The organism is Arthrobacter ramosus (assembly GCF_039535095.1).
In the GTDB taxonomy this organism is placed as follows: Bacteria; Actinomycetota; Actinomycetes; order Actinomycetales; family Micrococcaceae; genus Arthrobacter; species Arthrobacter ramosus.
Map to the genome: position 1 here is coordinate 4,841,062 of NZ_BAAAWN010000001.1, position 22,855 is coordinate 4,863,916.

Sequence of the window (22,855 nt, forward strand, 5' to 3'; positions counted from 1 at the left end):
CATCCCGGCCCGATCTCAAATCGAGGTATTTTCACCACTGTTTTCCAGCAGTTTCCCTCAATTTCCGACCGTTTGGGTTAGTCGTCGGTGAGGGTCACGCCAATGCCGCCCACGAGTGTTGCGGCAATGTTATAAAGCACGGCGCTCAGCATGGACAGGGCAGTCAGCAACACAACATTCACCACGGCAATGATGGTGGCGAAAGAGGCGACCTGTCCGAGCGAAGCGACCTTCTTGAGTTCGAAGCCACCGCTTTCCGAGCCTGCCAGGGTGCCCAGAAGGCTGTCCACCTGGTTGAAGATGCCCGTGAGGTCCAGAACCGTCCAAAGCACGATTGCGGCAATCACAGTCACGATGCCCAAGGCAACGGACAACAGGAACGCCATCTTCAGGACAGACCACGGATCAACCTTGCTGACGAGCAGGCGGGCGCGGCGAACCTTCGCCTTGGGTGCCGGCTTCACAAGCCCTGGAGCCCCGGGGGCGGGGCGCTGCTGGCCCTGCACGGGCCTCTGGCCGGGCGCGGCGGGACGCTGACCCGCCGGGCGCTGCGTTCCTGCGGGACGCTGGCCTGGGACGGCCGGGCGCTGACCGGGAACGGCCGGGCGCTGACCCGGGACCCTCTCCGCGCCAGTTCCTGCCGCACCCGAAGCGGATGCCACAGGGCGCTGCTGGGGACGGGCCGGTGCGTCTACCCGCGGAGTAGCCGACGGCTGCCGCAATCCTCCAGGGACACCCGTACTCGGCTTGGGATATGAGTCCGAATTGCTCACTCGTTACCTCCGGTGTTGTCTTCGTTCAGCTCGACGCCGGACCCATTACCGGATCCTGCGGCCGATCCCGATTCGGCCGTCGCGGTCGCCTGATCGGCGCCGCCGTTTGCAGCCAACGTTACGTCATCGTCCGCCTCGGACGTTCCTCCGGCGGGATTTTCGACACTATTGACGCTTGAGGCGTCGTCTGTGCCCTCGCCCTGATCGTCGTCGGACTCCTCGAGGCCGCGTTCGCTGTTGCGGGCCACCTCGATGATGCGGTCGTTCTTGTCAGGCTTCGCGAAGATGACGCCCATGGTGTCACGGCCCTTCGCAGGAACACCGGCCACGGCGGAGCGGACAATCTTGCCACCCTCCATGACCACCAGGACTTCGTCTTCTTCGTTGACGATCAACGCACCGACAAGGTCGCCTCGCTCTTCCTGAAGCTTGGCCACCTTGATGCCCAGGCCGCCTCGGCCCTGGAGCCGGTACTCCTCGACGGCGGTGCGCTTGGCGTATCCGCCTTCGGTCACCACGAACACGAACGAGCCGTCCTGGACCACGTCGGCCGCGAGGAGTTCGTCGTCTTCACGGAACTTCATGCCGGTCACACCCGAGGTGGCGCGCCCCATGGGACGCAGTGCCTCGTCGGTGGCCGTGAAGCGGATCGACTGGCCCTTGCGGGAAACCAGGAGAAGATCGTCGGTTTCGGACACAAGCTGCGCCGAGACAAGCTCGTCCTCATCCCGAAGGTTGATGGCGATAACGCCGGCCGTGCGGTTGGTGTCGTAGTCTTCCAGGCGCGTCTTCTTCACAAGGCCGTTCTTGGTGGCGAGCACCAAGTACGGGGCCTGCTCATAGTCGCGCAAGTCAAGGACCTGGGCGATGTGCTCGTCCGGCTGGAAGGCCAACAGGTTTGCCACGTGCTGTCCCTTGGCGTCACGGCCGGCCTCGGCAAGCTCGTACGCCTTGGCCCGGTACACGCGGCCCAGGTTGGTGAAGAAAAGCAACCAGTGGTGCGTGGTTGTGACGAAGAAGTGCTCGACGACATCGTCGCCGCGAAGCTGGGCACCCTTGACGCCCTTGCCGCCTCGCTGCTGCGAACGATAGTTGTCGCTGCGGGTGCGCTTGACGTATCCGCCGCGGGTGATGGTGACCACCACTTCTTCCTCGGGGATGAGGTCTTCCATGGACATGTCACCGTCGAAGCCCATGAGGATGTGGGTCCGGCGGTCATCACCATGCTTGGCCACGATCTCAGCCAGCTCCTGGCTGATGATGTCGCGCTGGCGCTGCTCGGAGGCCAGGATCGAGTTGAACTCCGTAATCATGGCCTCAAGCTCGGAGTGCCGGTCCTGGATCTTCTGCCGTTCCAACGCGGCAAGGCGGCGGAGCTGCATGTCGAGGATGGCGCGCGCCTGCAGCTCGTCAATGTCCAGCAGCCCCATCAGGCCATCCCGGGCAGCCTCGGTGGTGTTGGAGGCGCGAATGAGCGCGATAACCTCGTCCAGCATGTCCAGGGCCTTGAGAAGTGCGCGCAGGATGTGCGCCTCTTCCTCGGCCTTGCGCAGGCGGTAGCGTGTCCGCCGGACAATGACGCTCACCTGGTGGGCCACCCAGTGCCGGATGAAGGCGTCCAGGCTCAGGGTACGGGGTACTCCGTCGACGATCGCCAGCATGTTGGCACCGAAATTGTCCTGCAGCTGGGTGTGCTTGTAGAGGTTGTTGAGCACCACCTTGGCCACGGCGTCCCGCTTGAGCACGATCACCAGTCGCTGTCCGGTGCGGCCGGACGTCTCGTCGCGGAGGTCCGCGATGCCCTGGATCTTGCCGTCCTTGACCAGTTCGGCGATCTTGATCGCCAGGTTGTCCGGGTTTGCCTGGTACGGAAGTTCGGTGACCACCAGGCACGTGCGGCCCTGGAGTTCCTCGACGTTCACAACGGCACGCATGGTGATGGAGCCGCGGCCCGTCCGGTACGCGTCCTCGATGCCCTTGTGGCCGAGGATGGTGGCACCGGTCGGGAAGTCCGGACCCTTGATGCGCACGAGCAACGCCTCAAGCAGCTCTTCACGGCTGGCCGTCGGGTTGGCCAGATACCACTGCACGCCCTCGGCGACTTCGCGCAGGTTGTGCGGCGGGATGTTGGTGGCCATGCCGACGGCGATGCCGGAGGAGCCGTTGACCAACAGGTTGGGGAAACGCGCCGGCAGGATGGTGGGTTCCTGGTTCTTGCCGTCGTAGTTGTCCTGGAAGTCGACGGTTTCCTCGTCGATGTCGCGGACCATCTCCATGGCCAGCTGGGCCATCTTGGTCTCGGTGTATCGCGGAGCCGCGGCGCCGTCGTTGCCCGGGGAACCGAAGTTGCCCTGGCCCAGCGCCAGCGGATAGCGCATCGTCCAGTCCTGGATGAGGCGGACCAGGGCGTCGTAGATCGCGGTGTCACCGTGCGGGTGGTACTGGCCCATGACCTCGCCCACCACGCGGGCGCATTTGTTGAAGGAGCGGTCCGGGCGGTAACCGCCGTCGAACATCGCGTAGAGCACTCGGCGGTGGACGGGCTTCAGGCCGTCGCGGACATCCGGAAGCGCACGGCCAACGATAACCGCCATGGCATAGTCCAGGTAGGAACGCTGCATTTCCGTCTGCAGATCGACCTGGTCCACGCGGTCGGTCAGCACATCGCCCTCAAGTACGGGTTCCGGAATGCCGGCCGACTCGGCGGGAACCTCGGGTGTTTCTTCACTCATAGTTTATGATTTCCGTTTCAGGTATATGTCAGTACTGGAATATTCCTAGGGGCTTTGAAGTCTCTAGATATCCAGGAACCTGACGTCCTTGGCGTTCTGCTGAATGAAGTTCCGGCGCGATTCAACGTCCTCACCCATCAGCACGGAGAAGGTCTGGTCCGCCGCCAGGGCATCGTCCATGGTGACTTGCAGGAGCGTGCGGTGGTCCGGGTCCATGGTGGTGTCCCAGAGTTCGGTGTAGTCCATTTCGCCGAGTCCCTTGTAGCGCTGGATGCCGTTGTCTTTCGGGATCCGGCGGCCGGCGGCCTGGCCGGAGACCAGCTTGGCGTCGCGTTCACGGTCGCTGTAGACGTAGTCGTGAGGGGCGTTCGACCACTTGATGCGGTACAGCGGCGGCTGGGCGAGGTAGACGTAGCCGTTCTCGATCAGCGGACGCATGTAGCGGAACAGCAACGTCATGAGCAGCGTGGTGATGTGCTGGCCGTCCACGTCGGCATCGGCCATCAGGACGATCTTGTGGTACCGCAGCTTGGAGATGTCGAAGTCCTCACCGATCCCGGTTCCGAAGGCCGTGATCATGGACTGGACTTCGTTGTTGCCGAGGGCCTTGTCCAGGCGTGCCCGCTCCACGTTCAGGATCTTGCCGCGCAGCGGCAGGATGGCCTGGGTCTCGGGGTTGCGTCCGCGCTTGGCCGAACCGCCGGCGGAGTCGCCCTCCACGAGGTAGACCTCGCAGCGTGCGGGGTCCTTTGAGGAGCAATCGGACAGTTTGCCCGGCATGCCGAAGGATTCCAGCGGGCTCTTGCGACGAGCGTTGTCGCGTGCCTTGCGGGCCGCCATACGGGCCTGGGCGGCCTGGACAGCCTTGCGGATGACGTCGCGGGCCGGGCCGGGGTTTCGTTCCAACCAGTCGCCAAGCTGGTCGGTGACCACCCGTTGGACGAAGCCCTTGACCTCGGAGTTACCCAGTTTGGTCTTGGTCTGGCCCTCGAACTGGGGTTCAGACAACTTCACCGAGATGACGGCTGTGAGGCCCTCCCGGATGTCGTCACCGGTGAGGTTGTCATCCTTTTCCTTGATGATGGTTTTCTCGCGCGCGTAGCGGTTGATGAGGGAAGTCATCGCGGCACGGAAACCTTCTTCGTGGGTGCCGCCCTCGTGGGTGTTGATGGTGTTGGCGTAAGTGTGGACGCTCTCGGAATAGGCCGTGGTCCACTGCATCGCGACCTCGACGGCGATGTGCCGCTCAGTGTCTTCGGTTTCAAAGGCAATGACGTCCTCGTGGACGATGTCCACCTTCTTGTTCGAGTTCAGGTGTTTCACGTAGTCGAGCAGACCGTCGTTGTACTGGTAAACCACCGTCCGGTGTTCTGCCGCCACTTCGCCGTCGGTGACAACTGCGTCAAGATCCAGGTCATCGTCGCCTGCTCCTGCGACAGGGCGCTCGTCCGTGAGGGTAATGCGCAAGCCCTTGTTGAGGAAGGCCATCTGCTGGAATCGCGCGCGGAGGGTTTCGAAATCGAAATCGGTGCTCTCGAAGATGGTGCCGTCCGGGTAGAACGTCTGGGACGTTCCGGTCTGGTCCGTTGCTTCGCCCTGGACGAGCCCACCCTGTGGCTTGCCGCCGTCGGCGAAGGTCATCCGCCAAACGTGTCCCTGGCGACGCACCTCGGTGTCGACCCTGCGCGAAAGTGCGTTGACAACGGAAATACCGACGCCGTGGAGGCCACCGGACACGGCATAGCCGCTGCCGCCGAACTTGCCGCCGGCGTGCAGGATCGTCATGACAACTTCGACGGTAGGCTTCTTCTCCGTGGGGTGCATATCCACCGGGATGCCACGGCCGTCGTCCACGACCTTGACGCCGCCGTCGGCCTGGAGAGTCACTTCAATGTGGCTGCAGTACCCGGCAAGGGCCTCGTCCACCGAGTTGTCCACCACTTCGTACACCAAGTGGTGGAGGCCACGCGGGCCTGTGGATCCGATGTACATACCCGGGCGCTTACGCACCGCTTCGAGACCCTCAAGAACGGTAATGTCGCTCGCACCGTACTCCTTGGACCCCGAGGGTGTGTCAGGCTTATGGGCGTTCTCCTTCGCGGGATCTACTGCCAAGGTCTCTGCATTGTCGTTAGCCACAGGCGCTTTCGACTCCTCCGTGTTCGATGGTCGCCAGCCGTCACCGCACCAAGAAAGCACGTCCGTCAGGACACACCACAGGGATACGGCAGCCGCCAACAGGGACGTCACTGCTAACGCCGGCTACTTCGTCATTGGCGGATCCGCTTTTACAAGTGCTGTTCAGCGGAGCCAATCAACGTTCACCGGCGCCCAGTTGTCTATGCCGATTCTATCGTGACTGGGCGCAGTTCCTTGCAAAACCCGGCCCATATGCTCAGGAAACTAGCTCTGGGAGGCCGCTGGCCCCATCTGCAAGCCGCCAAAACGGCACCTCTAGGGAGCTGTACGGTCCGGGGAGGTTTCTCGCCCCTGTGCGCCGTTCAAGCAAATCCGCTGACGCGGGTGCCGAGGAAGTTACCCGTAGGTATCCCGGGGGCCCCGCCCATTGACGCTTCGGCCGCCCTTGCGCCAGCTCGGTGCGGTGGGCGCGAGCACTTGAATGGACGTCACCACTCCGTCTCCGAGTTCCCTTCGGAACATGTCCAGGAGGCTGGTGCTCAGGAGCCTGAGCTGCGTTGCCCAGGCGGTGGAATCGCAGCGGACATGGAGCGTGGTGTCGGTGAAGCTCTCCGGGGTGCAATGCGCGGAAATCTCCGGTCCCACCAAGGCATCCCACTCGGCCATCACGGAACCCACGGCCACCGGAGACGTCCAGCCCCGTTCGGCCACGAGCCTCCCGACGACTTTCCCCAAGCCAAGCGGATCCCGGCCGGTGCCGTGGAATTGGCTGAATCCGCGGGTATCGCGGACGCCCTTGCGTTTAGGAGCGGCGCCCGTCCGCGGGGCAGCGCGGCGGATTTCGCCCCGCGCGGCCGCCGCTTCGCGCATCCGATTCAAAGCTGATTGGGCAGCGTCAATCTCGTCAGGGTCCCTGCCCGGCTGGCGTCCGCCGGGGCTATCCTTCTCCATCAATGCCTCCGGGCACAACCTTCACGCGTCGCCCCGCCAATTCCTCGGGAATGTCGGCGTCGACGGCGGCCGTCACCAAAACCTGTTCGGCGCCGGCCACTATTGCAGCCAGTTTACGCCTGCGCTGGACGTCCAGTTCGGCGAACACATCGTCGAGGATGAGGATCGGGGCGGAACCGCCGGTGCGGGTGTCATCGAGCATGACGTAGTACGAGGCCAAGCGCAGGGAGAGGCACATGGACCAAGTTTCACCATGGGAGGCATAGCCCTTGGCCGGAGCCTGGCCCAGAACCAGTTCGAGTTCGTCGCGGTGGGGTCCGACCAGGGAAATCCCGCGTTCCAACTCCCTGCGGCGCGAGGCAGCGAAGGCCTGGACGTAGCGCTCGGTAAGTTGCTCCACGGACAGCAAGCGAAGGTCCTCAACCCCCTCCGAACCGTCAGGGAGACCGTCGGCGGGACCGCCGTCGTCGTCCAACACGCCCTGGATGGTGGAGCGGTAGACCGCGCCCGCTTCTTTGGATCCATCCGTCAGCTGCGCGTAAGCACTCTTGAGGTGGGGTCGGAGCCGTTCCACGAGTTCCAGCCGTGCATGCAGAAGTTCCGCGCCGGCCCGCGCCATGTGTTGGTCCCAAACATCGAGCGTTGCTTCGTGGCCCGAGGTGAATTTGCCGGTGCGGGCCGATTTCAGCAGGGCGTTGCGCTGTTTGAGCACGCGGTCGTAGTCGCTGCGGGTCGCCGCGTGCACCGGCATCAGGCTCACCAGCAGTTCGTCGAGGAAGCGCCGGCGGTTGGACGGATCGCCCTTGACCAAGGCGAGGTCCTCAGGGGCGAAAAGCACCGTCTGGCAAATGCCCAGGATGTCTCGGGCACGTACAGGATTTCCGCGGTTGATCCGGCCACGGTTGGCACGGCCGGCATTGATTTCGAGCTCGACCACCGTCGATTGTTCCCCGCGGACTAGCTTCGCCCGGATCAACGCGCGGTCCGTCCCGAAGCGCAGGAGGGGCGCATCCGTGCTGACACGGTGTGAACTCAGGGTGGCCAGGTATCCGATGGCCTCCACGAGGTTCGTCTTGCCGATGCCGTTGAACCCCACCAGGACCGTGACACCGGGGCCGAGCTTGAGGTCAACCTGCGCGTAGCTGCGGAAATCGGTCAGCGAAAGATGTTCGAGGTACACGCGTACTGCTGGTCGACCGGGGCCTAGTTGGCCGGACGGGTGGCGTGTCCGCCGAACTGGTTGCGCAGCGCAGACACCATCTTCATGGCCGGCGAGTTGTCCTCGCGGGAGGAGAAGCGGGCGAAGAGCGCGGCGGTGATTGCCGGGGCGGGGATCGCGTTGGCAATGGCTTCCTCAACGGTCCATCGGCCTTCGCCGGAGTCCTCGACGTAGTCCCCGATGGAGGCCAGGCCCGGATCTTCGTCCAAGGCTTTGACCATGAGGTCCAACAGCCAGGAACGGACCACGGTGCCTTTTTGCCAGGCCCGGAAGGTGCCGGGCAGGTCCTTGATGATGTCCTTGGCCGCGAGCAGCTCGTAGCCTTCGGCGTAGGCCTGCATCAGGCCGTATTCGATGCCGTTGTGGACCATCTTGGCGTAGTGGCCTGCTCCCACGCCGCCGACGTGGACGAAGCTGTCGGCGCGTTCGCCTTCGGGGCGGAGGGCGTCGAACACCGGCATGGCCAGTTCGATGTCTTCGTCCGCGCCGCCTGCCATGAGTCCGTAGCCGTTCTGCAGGCCCCAGACGCCTCCCGACACGCCGCAATCGGCGAAGCGGATGTCCTTGGAGTCCAGGAAAGCGGCGTGTTTCTGGTCTTCGGTGAAGCGTGAGTTGCCGCCGTCGATCACCATGTCACCGGCAGAAAGCTTCTCGCCGAGTTCGCTGATCACGGCATCGGTGATGTCGCCGGAGGGAACCATGACCCAGACCAGGCGCGGCGTCGGAAGGGCAGCAATCAGTTCGTCAACGGATGCGACGTCGGCGATGTCCTGATTGCGGTCAAAACCAGTGACCTCGATTCCGCCCTTGCGCATGCGTTCGCGCATGTTGAAACCCATTTTTCCAAGGCCGATCAGTCCGATGTGCACCGTGTGAACTCTTTTCTGCGTTGGTTGTTTTGGTAGTGACCCGACTGACTCGCAGTTGTTGTCGTTTTGGGAGCCCGGAACGACAACTACTGCCAGTCAGTTGGGGAGGCGGACGGGCATGACGAGGTAGCGGTAGTCGCCCTTGTCATCGCCGTCGGCGTCAACCTGCGCGGTGATCATGGCCGGCTTGGGCGCCGTGGTGAAGGAGAAGCGCACGAACTTGGTCTCGATCACGCTCAGGCCTTCCACGAGGTAATGCGGGTTGAACGCCACCGTGATGTCTTCACCGCTGAGCTGGGCTTCCAGTTCCTCGGATGCCTGCGCGTCTTCGCCGGTACCGGCGTCGAGACTCAGTTGGCCCTGCGTGAACGCCAGGCGAACCGGCGTGTTTCGTTCGGCGACCAGGGACACGCGACGAACGGCTTCAACGAGTTCCTGCGTTTGGACCGTTGCGTGGATCGGCGTGGAATCCGGGAACAAGGACCGGATTTTGGGGTAGTCGCCGTCGACGAGCAAGGAAGTGGTGGTGCGCCCGCCGCTTTCGAAGCCAATGAGCCGGCTGTCGTCATCGGCGAGGGCGAGATGGATGTCGCCGCTGCTACCGAGGGTCTTGGCTACCTCGTTGAGGGTCTTGGATTTCACCAGGGCACTCGTGGAAATTCCCGGGGTGACGGGCTTCCACGGTACTTCTCGCATGGCGAGGCGGTAACGGTCCGTGGCGAGGAGGGTGATCATGTCATCCTCGATCTCCATCCGGACACCGGTGAGGATCGGCAGGGTGTCATCCCGGCTTGCGGCGATGATGACCTGCGAAACAGCCTGGGCGAAGGCGTCGCCGGGCAAGGTTCCACTGATGGCGGGAAGCGCCGGAAGCGGCGGGTATTCGGATTCCGGCATTGTGGCGAGATGGAAGCTGCTTCGACGGCACGTGAGGGTGACCTTGCTGCCATCGGTTTCGATTTCGACAGGAGCCGATGGGAGGCTGCGGCAGATATCTGCCAAAAGGCGCCCGGAAACCAGGATGGTTCCCTCGGTGGTGATGTCAGCTGGAATCTCAAGGCGCGCGGAGGTCTCGTAGTCAAAGCTCGAGAGACTCACTGTTCCGGCTTCTGCCTTGAGCAGGAGACCTGAGAGTACCGGGACGGGCGGCCGCGGAGACAAGGACCGGGCTGTCCATGTGACGGCTTCTGCCAGGACATCCCGCTCGACTCTGAACTTCACGGAAGGGTGCCGCCTTTCATTGCTGCTGCCAGTGTTCCACCGGAAACTCCCCCAGGAGCCCCGAAAACCAGCGCCCGGAACCCGAAAGCTGCATGGTCCGCAGCGAGCGAACTACAAAGCAGCGCCAAGGATGGACGCGATGCAGACAGCTTAGCCGGAACTTCGGGCATTAACCCATCCCCGGCCTGCTGGCTTGTGGTTCGAAGCAGCCACGGGCTGCGGCGTTGGGTGGGCGGAAGGAGATTGTTATTTGAGGGAATTCATTTTTTTGGGATTAGTAGTGTTAATAACCCCTGTGGAAACTGTGGATAACCGCCCCTGGACCCGCAGTTCCGCGGTTAAGCCCTGTTCACCATATGTGGGTGACAGGGGTTTTAAACAGGGTGTGGACGTGGATAACCCCCAGGCCCGTTTTTAACGATCCACAGACGGCTTAAGGGTTTTAAGCCCATTAACCGTGCTTGTCCCCTTAAGTATCCACAGGCTTATCCACATGTGCCTGTTAATAAGGTATGTAGTACCTCGAGGGAGTGAGTCAGGAATCGCGTTGTTGCTGCTTGATGCGGTTGGTTAGCTCAGTCACTTGGTTGTAGATCACACGGCGCTCGGCCATCAGTTCGCGAATCTTGCGGTCGGCGTGGATCACTGTGGTGTGGTCGCGGCCGCCAAGCTCCTGGCCGATCTTCGGCAGGGACATGTCCGTGAGCTCGCGGCACAGGTACATGGCGATCTGCCGCGCGGTCACCAAGGTGCGCGTGCGGGACTTGCTGCAAAGCTCTTCCATGCTGAGCTTGAAGTACTCGGCCGTCTGCTTCAGGATCTGGTCGGCCGTGATCTCCTGGGCGCCGTCGTCGGTGATCAGGTCCTTCAGCACCATTTCGGCGAGGGCCACATCGACGGGCTGGCGGTTGAGGCTGGCGAACGCAGTGACGCGGATCAGCGCGCCTTCGAGCTCGCGGATGTTGCTGGAGATCTTGGAAGCGATGTACTCCAAGGCGTCGTCGGGGGCGGACAATCCCTCGCTCTGGGCCTTCTTGCGGAGGATCGCAATGCGGGTTTCGAGTTCTGGCGGCTGGATATCGGTCAGCAGGCCCCATTCGAAACGGGACTTCATGCGGTCCTCGAAGCCGGCCAGTTGCTTGGGCGGGAGGTCCGAGGTGATGACCACCTGCTTGTTGTTGTTGTGCAGGGCGTTGAAGGTGTGGAAGAACTCCTCGAGCGTCCGGTCCTTGCCCGCCAGGAACTGGATGTCGTCAATCAGGAGCACGTCGACGTTGCGGTACGTGGTCTTGAAGCTGGCGCCTTCGTCGTCGCGGATGGAGTTGATGAAGTCGTTGGTGAACTCTTCGGAATTCACGTAGCGTACCCGGATGCCGCTGTAGAGACGGCGGGCATAGTGGCCGATCGCGTGCAGCAAGTGCGTCTTGCCGAGCCCGGAATCACCGTAGATGAACAGCGGGTTGTAAGCCTTGGCCGGTGCTTCCGCGACCGCGACCGCCGCAGCATGGGCAAAGCGGTTGGAAGAACCGATCACGAAGGTGTCAAAGACGTACTTCGGGTTGAGCCGGCCGAATTCGTGCGAAGTACTCGGCGGTGTGGGCTGCGGCTTCAGTTCGACGGCCAGGTCGTTCGCGGAAGAGAGTTCGACGGCGGGCACCGGCTCTTCGTGGATGGGCACCAGATCCGTGTCGACGTCGATCGCGCACCGGATGTCGTCGGAAAACACGCTGCGGAGGGCGTCATCGAGGGCGTCCTTGACTTGCGTCTGGAGAACCTCGCGGGTGAGCTCGTTGGGTACGGCCACCAGAAGGGTGGAGCCGATGAGGCCTTGCGCCTGCGCAAGGATGACGAAACCACGCTGCCGGGGTGTGACGCGATCGTCTTGTTCCAGCAGGCTCAGCACCCGCCGCCAGGAACTTCCGACCGTGTTGGCGTGGTTGGCTTCGTCTACCGTCATCAATTGGTTCCCTCGAGTGCTTGCTTGCCTGGACTGCGGCAGCCGAAGGTCCGTGGCCGATCAAAGGGCGTGGATTCCGAACCGAATCCACAGGGTTATGCACAGTCCGTGGATAATCGGCTACTGAGACACTCTAGGGGATGGAAACTCCAGAAGATAGCTGGGAAGAAGCTTGTGGATAATTACACCGTTGTGGTTCTGAAACGGGGTCTGTGAGCCACTTCATCCACAGGCTGGCGGGGGTAGTTAGCCACAGCTGGGGATAGCGGGCACTGCGGCTCCCGGTTTGACCTGGAGGGTCTTTTTGCCCTAACGTTGTGAAGTCCTATGTGTCCGCTTTTTGACCGCCCGCATCTCCGGTAAATCCGGCGTTGGGCGGCGGCGGATACTCAATAAACTTAGCGTCGGCCAGTTCTTCCCCTTTTGATCGGGTGGGCGCACCTTTGATCCACTGGAGTAACTAACGTGAGCAAGCGGACTTTTCAGCCGAATAACCGCCGTCGGGCCAAGAAGCATGGCTTCCGCCTTCGTATGCGCACCCGTGCCGGCCGTGCCATCCTGGCCGCCCGTCGTGGCAAGGGCCGCGTCGAACTGTCGGCCTAAATAACTGACTCGTCGGTCAGCCTTCCAAGCGAGTTAATAGGTGCTAGCCGCCCGTAACCGTCTACGGACTTCTACCGACTTTTCAACAACTGTACGTTCCGGCGTCCGCAATGGACGCCGGAACTTAGTGTTATATACGGCATCTATTGGTGCCGGAGAACCGAGCCGCATCGGCTTCATCGTTTCCAAAGCTGTCGGGAACGCTGTGACCAGGAACCTCGTTAAGAGGAGACTGAGAGAAGCAGGTGCTTTGTCTTTGAATAGGCATGGCACGGGTCTTGCTGTTGTGGTCCGGGCGTTGCCCGCGGCTGCGACAGCGAGCTGGGACCAGCTGCTGACGGATTACAACGCCGCCTTGGCGGCAACCACGAAACGGCTCGGCGGATCCTCTCCGCGAGTTGTTTCGCCCACCCAGGGCACCACAACGGAAGGGACACCGCGTGCATGAGCTGAACGCCGCCGTCGTCCGCTTCTTTAGAGTCGCTCCGGGGATCCTCGGAAAATTTCTGTGGGAGCTGCCGCGCAACGTCCTCATCATCTTGTTGAAGACGTATCGCAGGATCATCTCTCCCTTGTACGGCCAGGTGTGCCGATTCTTCCCATCCTGCTCGGCGTATGCCCTCGAAGCGGTGACGGTACATGGTGCCGTCAAGGGAAGTTGGCTCGCAGTGCGGCGCCTTGCGCGTTGCCACCCCTGGAACGCCGGCGGCGTGGACCACGTCCCCGCCGGACATCGTCACTGGCCCGAAGGCCAGACGCCCACAATTGTTGTACTGAACAACCCGGACCAGTTCCTGGCTGTGTGGTCTGATGAAGACGGTCGCCGCACAGCGGCCTGAGGAAATAGGGAAAACGTATGGACATCTTTGGAACAATTCTGGCCCCGTTCAAGTGGCTAGTGTCCGCGATCATGCTGGGGTTCCACGACGGGCTGAGTTTCATTGGCCTGCCGCCGGAGAACGGCTGGACCTGGACGCTGTCCATCATCGGCTTGGTGCTGGTGATCCGTGCCGCCCTGATCCCTGTCTTCGTGAAGCAGATCAAGGCACAGCGGGGCATGCAGCTGCTTCAGCCTGACCTGAAGAAGATGCAGGCGAAGTACAAGGGCAAGACCGACCAGCTCTCCCGCCAGGCGATGGCGCAGGAACAGATGGCGCTGTACAAGAAGCACGGAACCAACCCGTTCTCCGCTTGTTTGCCCATGCTGATCCAGATGCCGTTCTTCTTCGCGCTGTTCCAGGTGCTTTCCGGTATCACCCAGGCCCGCCAGAGCGGTATCGGCATCGGCGCCCTGAGCCACGACCAGGTGGTGCAGTTCGACGAATCCAGCATCTTCGGCGCACCGCTCTCGGCTTCCTTGCTTCACGGCGGTGGTCTCCCCGGATCCGATCAGACGATCGTGTGGGTCCTCTCCATCGTGATGATCCTGGCCATGACGGCGTCGCAGTTCATCACCCAGAAACAGATCATGGCCAAGAACATGTCCGAAGAGGCGATGGCCAGCCCGTTCATGCGCCAGCAGAAGATGATGCTCTACATCCTGCCGCTCGTTTTCGGTGTGGGTGGCATCAACTTCCCGATTGGTGTGCTCATCTACTGGACCACCACCAACCTTTGGACCATGGGCCAGCAGTTCTTTGTCATCCGCCGCATGCCGACGCCGGGTTCCCCCGCGGCGAGGGCGCTTGCTGAGCGTCGCGCCGCCAAGGGCTTGCCGTCCCACTCCCTCTTGGGCGGTAAGAAGGACGCAGACGTCGCTGCCGAAGTGGCCGCCGTCGAGGTCAAGGCACAGCAGCGCATCCAGCCACAACGTAAGAACAGGAAGAAGAAGTAATGTCTGTTGAAAGCACCGAAGAGGCAACGGCCGCTGCCGCCGGGGAACTGGTAGAAGCCACAGAAGAAACTTCCGAAGAAGGCGCTGCTGCCGGCAGGGGCACTTCCGTGAGCCGCCTCGAGGAAGAGGGCGATATCGCCGCAGACTACCTTGAGGAACTCCTCGACATTGCCGATATCGACGGCGACATCGACATTGAGGTTCGCAACGGCCGCACCTACATCTCCATCGCGGCCGAAGACGACTCCGAGGGGCTTGAGAGCCTGGTAGGCCGCGACGGTGAAGTGCTCGAAGCCCTTCAGGAACTTGCTCGCCTGTCCGTGCTGTCGGCGACCGAGAGCCGTTCCCGCCTGGTGCTCGACATCAACGGTTACCGCAAGGAACGTGCCGGCGATCTGCAGCAGATTGCCGAAGACGCCGTCGCGAAGGTCAAGGAGACCGGCGCCTCTGTTGCGCTTGCACCTATGAGCGCCTACGAGCGCAAGATTGTGCACGATGCTGTTGCGGACCTCGGTTTCGTATCCGAGTCCGAGGGCGAAGGCGCTGGCCGCCACATCGTGGTTTCGGCCGACTAACGGATCATGGTTGAAATCACGGCAGCCGAACTCCAGGCGGCAGAGAAGATCTTCGGTGACCGGCTTGGTCTCGCCCAGCGGTACGTAGAACATTTGGCGACATCAGGAACCGAGCGCGGGCTGATTGGCCCGCGCGAGGTTCCCCGCCTGTGGAGCCGGCACGTTCTCAATTGCGCCGTCATCGAGTCGGCAATAGCCCATGGCAGCCACGTTGCAGACGTCGGTTCGGGTGCCGGGCTTCCCGGCTTGTGCTTGGCGATTGCACGTCCCGATCTTGAACTCACGCTGATCGAACCCCTGGAGCGACGCGTCATTTGGCTTCAGGAAGTGGTGGACGACCTCGGGCTGGGCAATGTCACCGTCATGCGCACCCGGGCAGAGCTCGCAGTGGGAATGGTCGACGCGGACGTCGTCACGGCCAGGGCTGTCTCTGCCCTCTCCAAGCTCGCTGGTTTGACCATTCCCTTGCTTAACGGCAAGGGTGAAGTGGTTGCGATCAAGGGCCGCAGTGCTGCCGAGGAGATTGAGCAAGCTGCGAAAGTCATCCGCAGGCTCGGCGGCGTGGAAACGTCTGTTGTGGTTTGCGGGCAGGAGCTCTTGGAAGAACCCACCACAGTGGTGAGGATCGTCGTTAACAAACAGCGGAAGATCACTTAGTTTCGGCGCTGTGTCCCGCGTGTCCGCAACTGAGCGGTTAAGCTAGAGAACGGCAGCTAGAGCCGAATGAGAGTGAGAGTGTGACAGTGGGCAGTAGCGAAACCTCCACCCAGCGGATCCCGCCATTTATTTCCTTGGGGTCGGCTCGGGCCATGGCTGCACCCTCGGCGTCCTTTGAATCTGCGCTGATGCGCACGAATTCGGTTGCAAACGCCGCTGTTTCACGTGAAACGCTGATTGTCGGACACGACAACGTCATGGACTCCATCGACGACTCCAGCCCCATTGCGCGCCAGCTCGCCAACGAGACCCGACGTCGCGAACGGCTGGTGGGACGCGAGCTTCCCAAGCCGGAGAAAACCCGTATTTTTACCGTGTCCAATCAAAAGGGCGGCGTCGGAAAGACCACCACGACGGTCAACATTGCGGCCGCCTTGGCTTCCGCTGGACTCAATGTCCTGGTGATCGACATCGATCCCCAAGGCAATGCATCTACGGCTCTTGGTATTGAACACCACGCCGACGTCGACAGTATTTACGATGTGCTGATCAACGACCTTCCGCTGCGTGACGTTGTGGCTCCTTGCCCTGATATTCCCAATCTCATCTGCGCGCCGGCAACCATTCACCTCGCGGGCGCTGAGATTGAACTGGTTTCCCTCGTTGCACGCGAGCAGCGCCTGCGCCGCGCAATCGATGTGTATTCGAAAGAACGCGCGAAGAACGGTGAAGCTCGCCTGGACTTCATCTTCATCGACTGCCCGCCCAGCCTGGGCCTGCTGACCGTCAACGCCTTCTGCGCGGCCAGCGAGGTACTCATTCCCATCCAGTGTGAGTACTACGCATTGGAAGGCCTGAGCCAGCTGCTCAAGAACATCGAAATGATCCAGAAGCACCTCAATGCTGATCTGGTCGTTTCCACCATCCTCCTCACTATGTATGACGGCCGCACCAATCTGGCCGCGCAGGTGGCTTCCGAAGTCCGCCAACATTTTCCGGAGCAGGTTCTCGGCGCCGTGGTTCCACGCTCCGTGCGCATCTCGGAAGCTCCGAGCTATCAACAGACGGTGATGACCTACGATCCGTCATCCAGCGGCGCGTTGTCCTACATGGAAGCCGCCGCGGAAATCGCCGAGCGCTAGACTTCCTTAATCACTGCAATATCCTTGGCGGGCTCTATTCTTGCCATTCCACCGGAGGGACATACTAATGAGCGAAAAGCGACGAGGCCTGGGTAGGGGTCTTGGGGCTCTCATTCCCAGCTCCGCTTCGGCTGGTGCATCGGGCAATGGCGTTCCGACGTCCCGCCCAGTGGACCTCTTCTTCCCTGAGGCGCGCAAGGCCCAGGAGACGGTGGATACCCCCGAGGTGCCTGAAACCGAAGTAGCGAAGAGCTCGCCTTCACGAGGCTCTTCGTCCAATAGTACGACGGCGGCAAAGACTCCTGCTGCGAAGTCGCCCGCCTCGAAGGTCACCGCCGATGACGGCGCGACCGCGTCTGAGCGGGCCGAGGCTACCACCGATGACGGTTTTTCTGAGTCGCTTCCCTCGGAATCGCCCGAGGTCCAACTAGTCGAGGTTCCCGGGGCGCGCTTCGCCGAAATCCCTGTCGGGGACATCCATCCCAACCGCAAGCAACCGCGCAGCGTCTTCGATGAGGACGACATGGCGGAGCTGGTTCACTCCGTCAAGGAAATAGGCGTCCTCCAGCCAATTGTTGTACGTACTTCAACCGAAAAGGGTGGAGAACCGTACGAACTGGTGATGGGTGAGCGGCGATGGAGGGCTGTACAGGCCGCCGGGCTCGAAACCATCCCCGCGATTGTTCGCGATACCAACGATGACGACCTCCTGCGCGATGCTTTGCTGGAGAACCTCCACCGCAGCCAACTGAACCCCCTGGAAGAAGCAGCTGCCTACCAGCAACTCCTGGAGGACTTCGGTACCACCCACGAGCAGCTGGCCGATCGGATCGGACGTTCCCGGCCGCAGGTGTCTAACACTCTTCGTCTCCTTAAACTTCCTCCCCTCGTGCAGCGGCGCGTCGCGGCCAGTGTGCTCTCGGCCGGCCACGCACGTGCATTGCTCGCTCTTCCGGACGCAGCCGCGATGGAGCGCCTCGCGCAGAAGATCGTCTCCGAGGGGATGTCCGTACGGGCCACTGAAGAAGCGGTGGCGTTGTACCAGGATCCTACGGTGCCGCCGAAGAACAGTATCCCGCGCCCCAATGCACGCCATGAGCGCCTCGACTATCTTGCTTCTTCTCTTTCCGATCGACTGGACACGAACGTGAAGATCACGCTGGGTGCCCGAAAAGGTCGAGTCAGCATTGAGTTTGCCAGTGTTGAAGATCTGAACCGCATCATGGATGTTTTGTCTCCCGGAGATGAAGGCTAGTCGCTCGATTTCTACGGAATTGGGGTTTGCTTCTGCGGAGGCAGGCCCCATTTTCATTTAGGAGTTGCTCGAGGGGTGTGCGGAAATCGTTCGATTCACGACCGAGGTCTATCGTTGAGGGAGCGCCGTGCAGACGCTCTCGGGGGCTGTGCGTGGCTGTGGGTAGCTATCTGAGATCGATTGCTTGTACTGCACGTGTGGCCGGTTGCGGCCCTTCTCCTGCAGCTGGAGCGCTCCGGCACGCTTAGCCCTGAAGAGTCCGTAAGCCTTCACGCGGGGTGTGGCCTCCATCCTTTTATGAGAGCTCCTCGCCGGACGTCGCGTCCGATGACTCTCGCGCTTGGAACGACCGGGGATGTCGCGGATCAAATCAGGCGTTTCACGTGAAGCGAACAAGATTTGGAGGGTAGGAAGATTGGAGTCCAGCCTCTCGTTCGCACAATGAAATTGGCCTATTTTTGCTCTCCTTTCGGCGATAGGACACTTGAAGGCCCTCTCGAATGCTTCCGTTCGAGCTGACTGGACCATGCCTCCGTGGCGTGCAACTTCGAGCTACGCTGAGCGTGGGATGCAGGCTGCCCGCTTCCTTTGCGAGCATGTGTGTTCGCGTTTCACGTGAAACAACAAGGCTCGCCTGCCTTCAATTGACGTTCGCCTGGATCTCCAACGTTCGAACTTCGGCGGTCTCGCTAGATTCTTCCTGGTCGACACGGGCATCTCCCATCCTTGGCGGATCTGGTTTGGGCGCCCGGATGATTTCCACTCTCCTTCTTTTGTGTCGTGCCGTCGAAAGGCGGGTTTGGCGGACAGCGCCTAAGGAAGGTTCGAATCGCACTTCTCACCCGCACAGGTCCAGACCCTGTTCCTCAACTTCAGCCAGGGTCGACGTAACTGCCCAAGCATGCTGGACCAAGGAAATCAGTGCCTCCTGTACCTAATGGAGGCGCCGGATGTTTCACGTGAAACAGCTGACTCAGCCGTCCGGGCCCGTCGAGCCTGAGCTGGGCCAGGGCGTGGACACGTCAGTCAGTCTGTCAGTCACTCTGGGCTGGACGGTCGACTCGGCTTGTTTCACGTGAAACGGTGCGCCGCAGGCCGGGCCGGGATCGACTCACCAGCACATGCTTCGATAATTGGTAGTTGACTCGCAGTACGAGGTGAATGATCAGCGACGCTGCTTTGCGTGACGGCTCAGAAGCTGATGGTTTCTCGGCTTGCTTCTATCCACTCAGCGCCTAGAAGGGGATCTCAGGCATTCTGCCACGCCCCCATCAGGCATCTTAAGGAATGCGGCGCCTACGGTTCGAGACACGGAGGAGAGTCCTCCTAGTAGCGATAGGCACGGCTAGGTCTTGCCACCTCTGTTCCCCGAGCTTCGAAATCACCATTCTTCGCCCTGATCTCCCTCTTGGTGGACTGGTACCAGACTCGGCGATAGGAGCAATTCGATGCGAGCGGCAGGGCAGGAAGTAATCCTAGTTGACGTGCCTGACATTGAGAATCGAACTTTCGGCGAGCCTTCTTGAGGGCGAATTGGCTCCAGCGTGAGCCGGGGTCCAGCCACCGCCTGTTCGTGTCGGGCGCTAACGGTGCTCGGGGTCGCTCCGGTGGCGGGTACGCGCGACTGTGTGCAGCGTTAGAGGGCGTCCTGGCCGTCTGGAACTGGGGATACCCACGACCCGGCGCCGACCGGTGGGAACAGTGAGGGGCGGGAACTAACCGCGACAAGGCAGCCCTAGGTGGGGTGCTTGCTGGTTGCACACCCCTGGTTGCTGATGCGTGTCCGGGACTGCGGGTGATCGCCACTGCAGCGTCCGGATCTAGCTGACGCCGACCTCCCTTTGGACGCTGACATCTGCGGCATGAGGCCGGGGCCAGCGCTCGGGTACTAATCCCCTATTGGCTTGAACATTAGATTGGCACGAACCAAAGTGTTCCGTCATCATGTCGATGATCGTTCCTGCCCGTCCGGAACCGGTGGGGGAATCGTCCAGCCTGTTCAGTCAGCCGGGCGTCATGAATCGATGGTCAGTATTGCCAGCGGTTCAAGAGACAACGTGATCGCAGTCCCCCTCTAGTCCTGAGCGACTCGGGGGCTAACGTGTGGCGGTGTCGGTGTTGGAGCCGAGACCGGCGGCCACGCCGGTAAGAGGACAGGTCGATTGTGTCATTGGTGGCAGTTGCCGAGATTGTTTGGGATGAAGCTGAGAGCAGCTAGCCCGCCAGGTGCGTTATACCTGCATCTCCCCTCGAGCTTTGAGCGGTCGTACCCTCTCCCGCGTGATCGCGTTCCCGCCGCGACTGCACTTTGCTTCGCCCGTGTGTGTCTGCGATGTGATTGATCCGAAGCAAGCTGAATGGCGACCCACTCGTAGGGAACGCGACATCAACACCGCAGTCCGTGGCGTATATGGATTTGGCCTCGACCCGGGACGCTCGTGCCTGGCAGAATCTGGCCGGGCGGATCTGCGGCACGCTTGGTGCAAACTGTCCGTGCGAACCTCCTGCTTGTTCACATCGGTATCCAAATTCTGGAGGCATGGAAGCGGCCGCATGAGGCTCTAGATTGGTCATCGTCGGAGCATTGAGACTACGCGAGTCACTACGTCCCGAAGGCCGCTTCGGACTATCGACGATCCTCGACGCCGACGGTCGCGGAAAATCGAGTCTCGGTGTGAGCGCCTTCTCGGCATGCGAAGAAACAAATTTCCTCCGCTCGCGCGATGCCCACACCTTCTTGACCCTGACTAACCGCTGTTGAAAAGTCGCAGAGCAACGGTGGATATCGCTGTGGATAACTTTGTTGATAAGTCGGTCGGGTTGAGGGGTCGACGGTGTGGACTCAGCGAGGATCGATCCGGCCGGCGGTGGTACTCGCGTGGTGCTCGTTGTCTTAGATGGCTCTGTTTCACGTGAAACATAGCCATCGTCTTCAAACTGGCCGCTCTCACCAAGATTTGAACTGATTTTGGACGATTCCTAGGCTTTCGGGCGCACTCGCGACCCCAAGGTAAGTCTGATTCCATGTGAAGGTCTGGGCGCCGCCTTGGTTCCGACTGGACGTGCTCAGTACCACGCTCGGGGAAATGTTCGGACCGGTCATTTTTGACGGTGGATATCGCTGTGGATAACTATGTGCATAACTTTGGGCCCGTCGGTGGATATCCTTCGCGGCCCCGATGCGACTTCCCCGGAAGGGCGGCCTCATGCTGTGTGCTAGTGCCCGTATCTTGGTCAGCAGCCTCCGGATTTCTGGCGCCTCCCGAGCTCAGCGTGATCGAGTTTGGGCACCGTGGTCTCGTCATGTTTCACGTGAAACGGCGACCGCCCCGGCGCCCGCCGATGGCAGAGATATTTTCTAACCTGATGAGAACGACGCGCTGCGGCCACCCAGCGGCAGAGGCACACCAATACAAGACTGAGGCGGAAGTAGCCGTTGGGACGACGAGGCCCCAGTGCTGACATCCAACGGACCACACGCTCGCCTACTCTGTACATGGTGACAGGGGTATGTCGCCGACCTGGGTGCCCGGACCGCAGGACCAGTGCGCAATGGCTCGCCCTTTCAATTGATATGGAAGCTGCGGACGCCTGTGCCGAGTCGAGATTTCGTCAGTGCATAGAGGGGCAAAGACCTGTGGGCGATCCGCAGGCGCACGGCCGGCGAACTCCTCGCTCATTGGAATTGCCGTCCCGATTTTCAGCGTGACGAATGATCGGGCCCCGCACCCCCATATACGAACTCGCCCTTCGGTACGTGTGGGTGAGCCTGCGCTCAGGACCAAACCGGGAAGCTCCATCACCTGCCTCCGTCCACCCATCCCCGCGTTCGAATCTTCTAGCGCCAGCTCTTGTCAGAGCCGGAGAGTGGGGCTCGCGAAGGGGAGGTAGGAATGGGGCCTGTCGAAGTCCGGGTCAGTAGCTCGATCGGAGTGAGCTGGGCGCCGGCTACAGTGCGGTGATTCCGGGTCAAATATCATGCCAATGCTCATCGGTGCAGAATCGCGTCGGCTGCCGTCCCGAACTCGGCTCCAAGCTAGTTCCGGGCGTAGGAGCTACGGCTAGACGCTGTATCCATGGGTTCAAGGGGACGTGGCCTGGGCCAACTCGGGCCGGACCGCTTGATGGTTCGCGAACATGACCCGCCTATCGGTCGCGGTATTTGTGAGCTTGACCGCCAGGATCAGACTTGGTTCGCGCCCTCAATCGCGATTCAATCGCCGAATCGCCGCCCTGAGGGAATTGGGAGGTGATGAAGTCCTGCCTCTTTCCCGGGCGTCGCCGTGCGGGCAGTGAATGCAGTACCGGTGCCCTCTCGCTGGCCTCACAATCCGAGCTGCCCTGCGAACGCGCGTTAGGCGGCCCTCTGGGCCGCGCGCCGATCTATTTCGTGTGGACCCCACAATCCGGGGCTGCCCGACAGATTTGCGTGGGGTTGTCGATTACGCCACGCCGCAATCCATCCCGTGTGGGTGCTGGCACCGCCAATTGTCACTCCCCTGGGTCTACTGGGCCTGATGTATCGGCGCAGCGCCCGCCCGCAAGGGTCAACAAGCTGCCAGGGGGTAAATCCTCGCATTAGCATTGTGCCGTAGAGCTGCGGGCGGCTCATCCGCGCTCAACCCCAGTCAGCGGGCTTCTACCTACTCTGTCTGTATCCGGAGTGTCGAAATGCGTCCGAAAGGTACGGATGTCACCGCACCGATGACGGACTGGGTTCTCGAGTGCGGAAGGTGACTCATGGGATGTGAAATAACTCACACCAGTTGCAGAAGTGAATTCTTCGTTCGGCGGCGCCGAAGGTGGGCGCGGCTAGGTAAACTGGGCGTCAACGTGGTCGCTGTCTGTATACGTTTTGAAAGGTGCAGTCACGGAAGCGAGTACTAAGGCGAATTGCTCTTGCATCGCCGATACGTAGCGAGGTTTCC

15 protein-coding genes and 1 pseudogene are annotated in these 22,855 nt (G+C 61.5%); 8 read left to right on the top strand and 8 right to left on the bottom strand.

Going from position 1 to position 22,855, the window contains the following annotated elements; genetic code table 11:
- Nucleotides 1-77: 77 nt before the first annotated feature.
- The 8 genes and pseudogenes from ABD742_RS22365 to dnaA form a co-directional block, all read right to left on the bottom strand.
- Nucleotides 78-773 (bottom strand): DUF3566 domain-containing protein, encoded by a 696-nt coding sequence (locus ABD742_RS22365; protein WP_234752974.1) that lies wholly within the window; start codon nucleotides 771-773, stop codon nucleotides 78-80.
- Entirely contained in the window at nucleotides 770-3,505 is a 2,736-nt protein-coding gene (gene gyrA / locus ABD742_RS22370) for a DNA gyrase subunit A (RefSeq protein WP_234752972.1), read from the bottom strand. Before gyrA ends, ABD742_RS22365 begins: the two co-directional genes overlap by 4 nt.
- A gap of 63 nt (nucleotides 3,506-3,568) precedes the next feature.
- Nucleotides 3,569-5,644, bottom strand: coding sequence for a DNA topoisomerase (ATP-hydrolyzing) subunit B (gene gyrB, locus ABD742_RS22375; protein WP_308193874.1), 2,076 nt, complete (start codon nucleotides 5,642-5,644; stop codon nucleotides 3,569-3,571).
- Between the two features lie 396 nt (nucleotides 5,645-6,040).
- Nucleotides 6,041-6,595 carry a DciA family protein gene (locus ABD742_RS22380; RefSeq protein ID WP_234752970.1) on the bottom strand — a complete coding sequence of 185 codons (555 nt, stop codon included), beginning with the start codon at nucleotides 6,593-6,595 and terminating at the stop codon, nucleotides 6,041-6,043.
- Nucleotides 6,582-7,775: a DNA replication/repair protein RecF gene (gene recF, locus ABD742_RS22385; protein WP_234752968.1), complete on the bottom strand. Its 1,194-nt coding sequence runs from the start codon at nucleotides 7,773-7,775 to the stop codon at nucleotides 6,582-6,584. Before recF ends, ABD742_RS22380 begins: the two co-directional genes overlap by 14 nt.
- A gap of 23 nt (nucleotides 7,776-7,798) precedes the next feature.
- A pseudogene (gnd, locus tag ABD742_RS22390) lies at nucleotides 7,799-8,707 on the bottom strand (phosphogluconate dehydrogenase (NAD(+)-dependent, decarboxylating)); the annotation flags it as partial.
- A 72-nt stretch (nucleotides 8,708-8,779) separates the two neighbouring features.
- Nucleotides 8,780-9,904, bottom strand: a complete 1,125-nt coding sequence (dnaN, locus tag ABD742_RS22395; RefSeq protein ID WP_234752966.1) for a DNA polymerase III subunit beta — start codon at nucleotides 9,902-9,904, stop codon at nucleotides 8,780-8,782.
- Between the two features lie 535 nt (nucleotides 9,905-10,439).
- A complete protein-coding gene (gene dnaA, locus ABD742_RS22400; RefSeq protein ID WP_234752965.1) occupies nucleotides 10,440-11,861 on the bottom strand; it encodes a chromosomal replication initiator protein DnaA in 1,422 nt (473 codons plus the stop codon).
- Between the two features lie 465 nt (nucleotides 11,862-12,326).
- Between dnaA and rpmH the strand changes: the two genes are divergently transcribed.
- From rpmH to ABD742_RS22440, 8 genes are all read left to right on the top strand, one after another.
- Nucleotides 12,327-12,464 (top strand): 50S ribosomal protein L34, encoded by a 138-nt coding sequence (gene rpmH / locus ABD742_RS22405; protein ID WP_011776797.1) that lies wholly within the window; start codon nucleotides 12,327-12,329, stop codon nucleotides 12,462-12,464.
- 40 nt (nucleotides 12,465-12,504) lie between these two features.
- On the top strand, nucleotides 12,505-12,912 hold the full coding sequence (rnpA, locus tag ABD742_RS22410) for a ribonuclease P protein component (RefSeq protein WP_234752964.1): 408 nt from the start codon (nucleotides 12,505-12,507) through the stop codon (nucleotides 12,910-12,912).
- Nucleotides 12,905-13,303, top strand: a complete 399-nt coding sequence (gene yidD / locus ABD742_RS22415; protein WP_372460961.1) for a membrane protein insertion efficiency factor YidD — start codon at nucleotides 12,905-12,907, stop codon at nucleotides 13,301-13,303. Before rnpA ends, yidD begins: the two co-directional genes overlap by 8 nt.
- 17 nt (nucleotides 13,304-13,320) lie before the next feature.
- Nucleotides 13,321-14,298, top strand: a complete 978-nt coding sequence (yidC, locus tag ABD742_RS22420) for a membrane protein insertase YidC (RefSeq protein WP_234752963.1) — start codon at nucleotides 13,321-13,323, stop codon at nucleotides 14,296-14,298.
- Complete coding sequence (locus ABD742_RS22425; protein WP_234752962.1) at nucleotides 14,298-14,873, top strand: Jag family protein; 576 nt, start codon at nucleotides 14,298-14,300, stop codon at nucleotides 14,871-14,873. Before yidC ends, ABD742_RS22425 begins: the two co-directional genes overlap by 1 nt.
- A 6-nt stretch (nucleotides 14,874-14,879) precedes the next feature.
- On the top strand, nucleotides 14,880-15,530 hold the full coding sequence (gene rsmG, locus ABD742_RS22430; protein WP_234752961.1) for a 16S rRNA (guanine(527)-N(7))-methyltransferase RsmG: 651 nt from the start codon (nucleotides 14,880-14,882) through the stop codon (nucleotides 15,528-15,530).
- 86 nt (nucleotides 15,531-15,616) lie between these two features.
- Nucleotides 15,617-16,672, top strand: a complete 1,056-nt coding sequence (locus ABD742_RS22435) for a ParA family protein (protein WP_234752959.1) — start codon at nucleotides 15,617-15,619, stop codon at nucleotides 16,670-16,672.
- 67 nt (nucleotides 16,673-16,739) lie between these two features.
- Complete coding sequence (locus ABD742_RS22440; protein WP_234752957.1) at nucleotides 16,740-17,927, top strand: ParB/RepB/Spo0J family partition protein; 1,188 nt, start codon at nucleotides 16,740-16,742, stop codon at nucleotides 17,925-17,927.
- Nucleotides 17,928-22,855: the final 4,928 nt, after the last annotated feature.

Bases quoted from the DNA above. Each gene is read 5' to 3' on its own strand.
- gyrA (WP_234752972.1), bottom strand. From the start codon at position 3,505: ATGAGTGAAGAAACACCCGAGGTTCCCGCCGAGTCGGCCGGCATTCCG.
- ABD742_RS22380 (WP_234752970.1), bottom strand. From the start codon at position 6,595: ATGGAGAAGGATAGCCCCGGCGGACGCCAGCCGGGCAGGGACCCTGAC.
- dnaA (WP_234752965.1), bottom strand. From the start codon at position 11,861: ATGACGGTAGACGAAGCCAACCACGCCAACACGGTCGGAAGTTCCTGG.
- yidC (WP_234752963.1), top strand. From the start codon at position 13,321: ATGGACATCTTTGGAACAATTCTGGCCCCGTTCAAGTGGCTAGTGTCC.
- ABD742_RS22425 (WP_234752962.1), top strand. From the start codon at position 14,298: ATGTCTGTTGAAAGCACCGAAGAGGCAACGGCCGCTGCCGCCGGGGAA.
- rsmG (WP_234752961.1), top strand. From the start codon at position 14,880: ATGGTTGAAATCACGGCAGCCGAACTCCAGGCGGCAGAGAAGATCTTC.
- ABD742_RS22440 (WP_234752957.1), top strand. From the start codon at position 16,740: ATGAGCGAAAAGCGACGAGGCCTGGGTAGGGGTCTTGGGGCTCTCATT.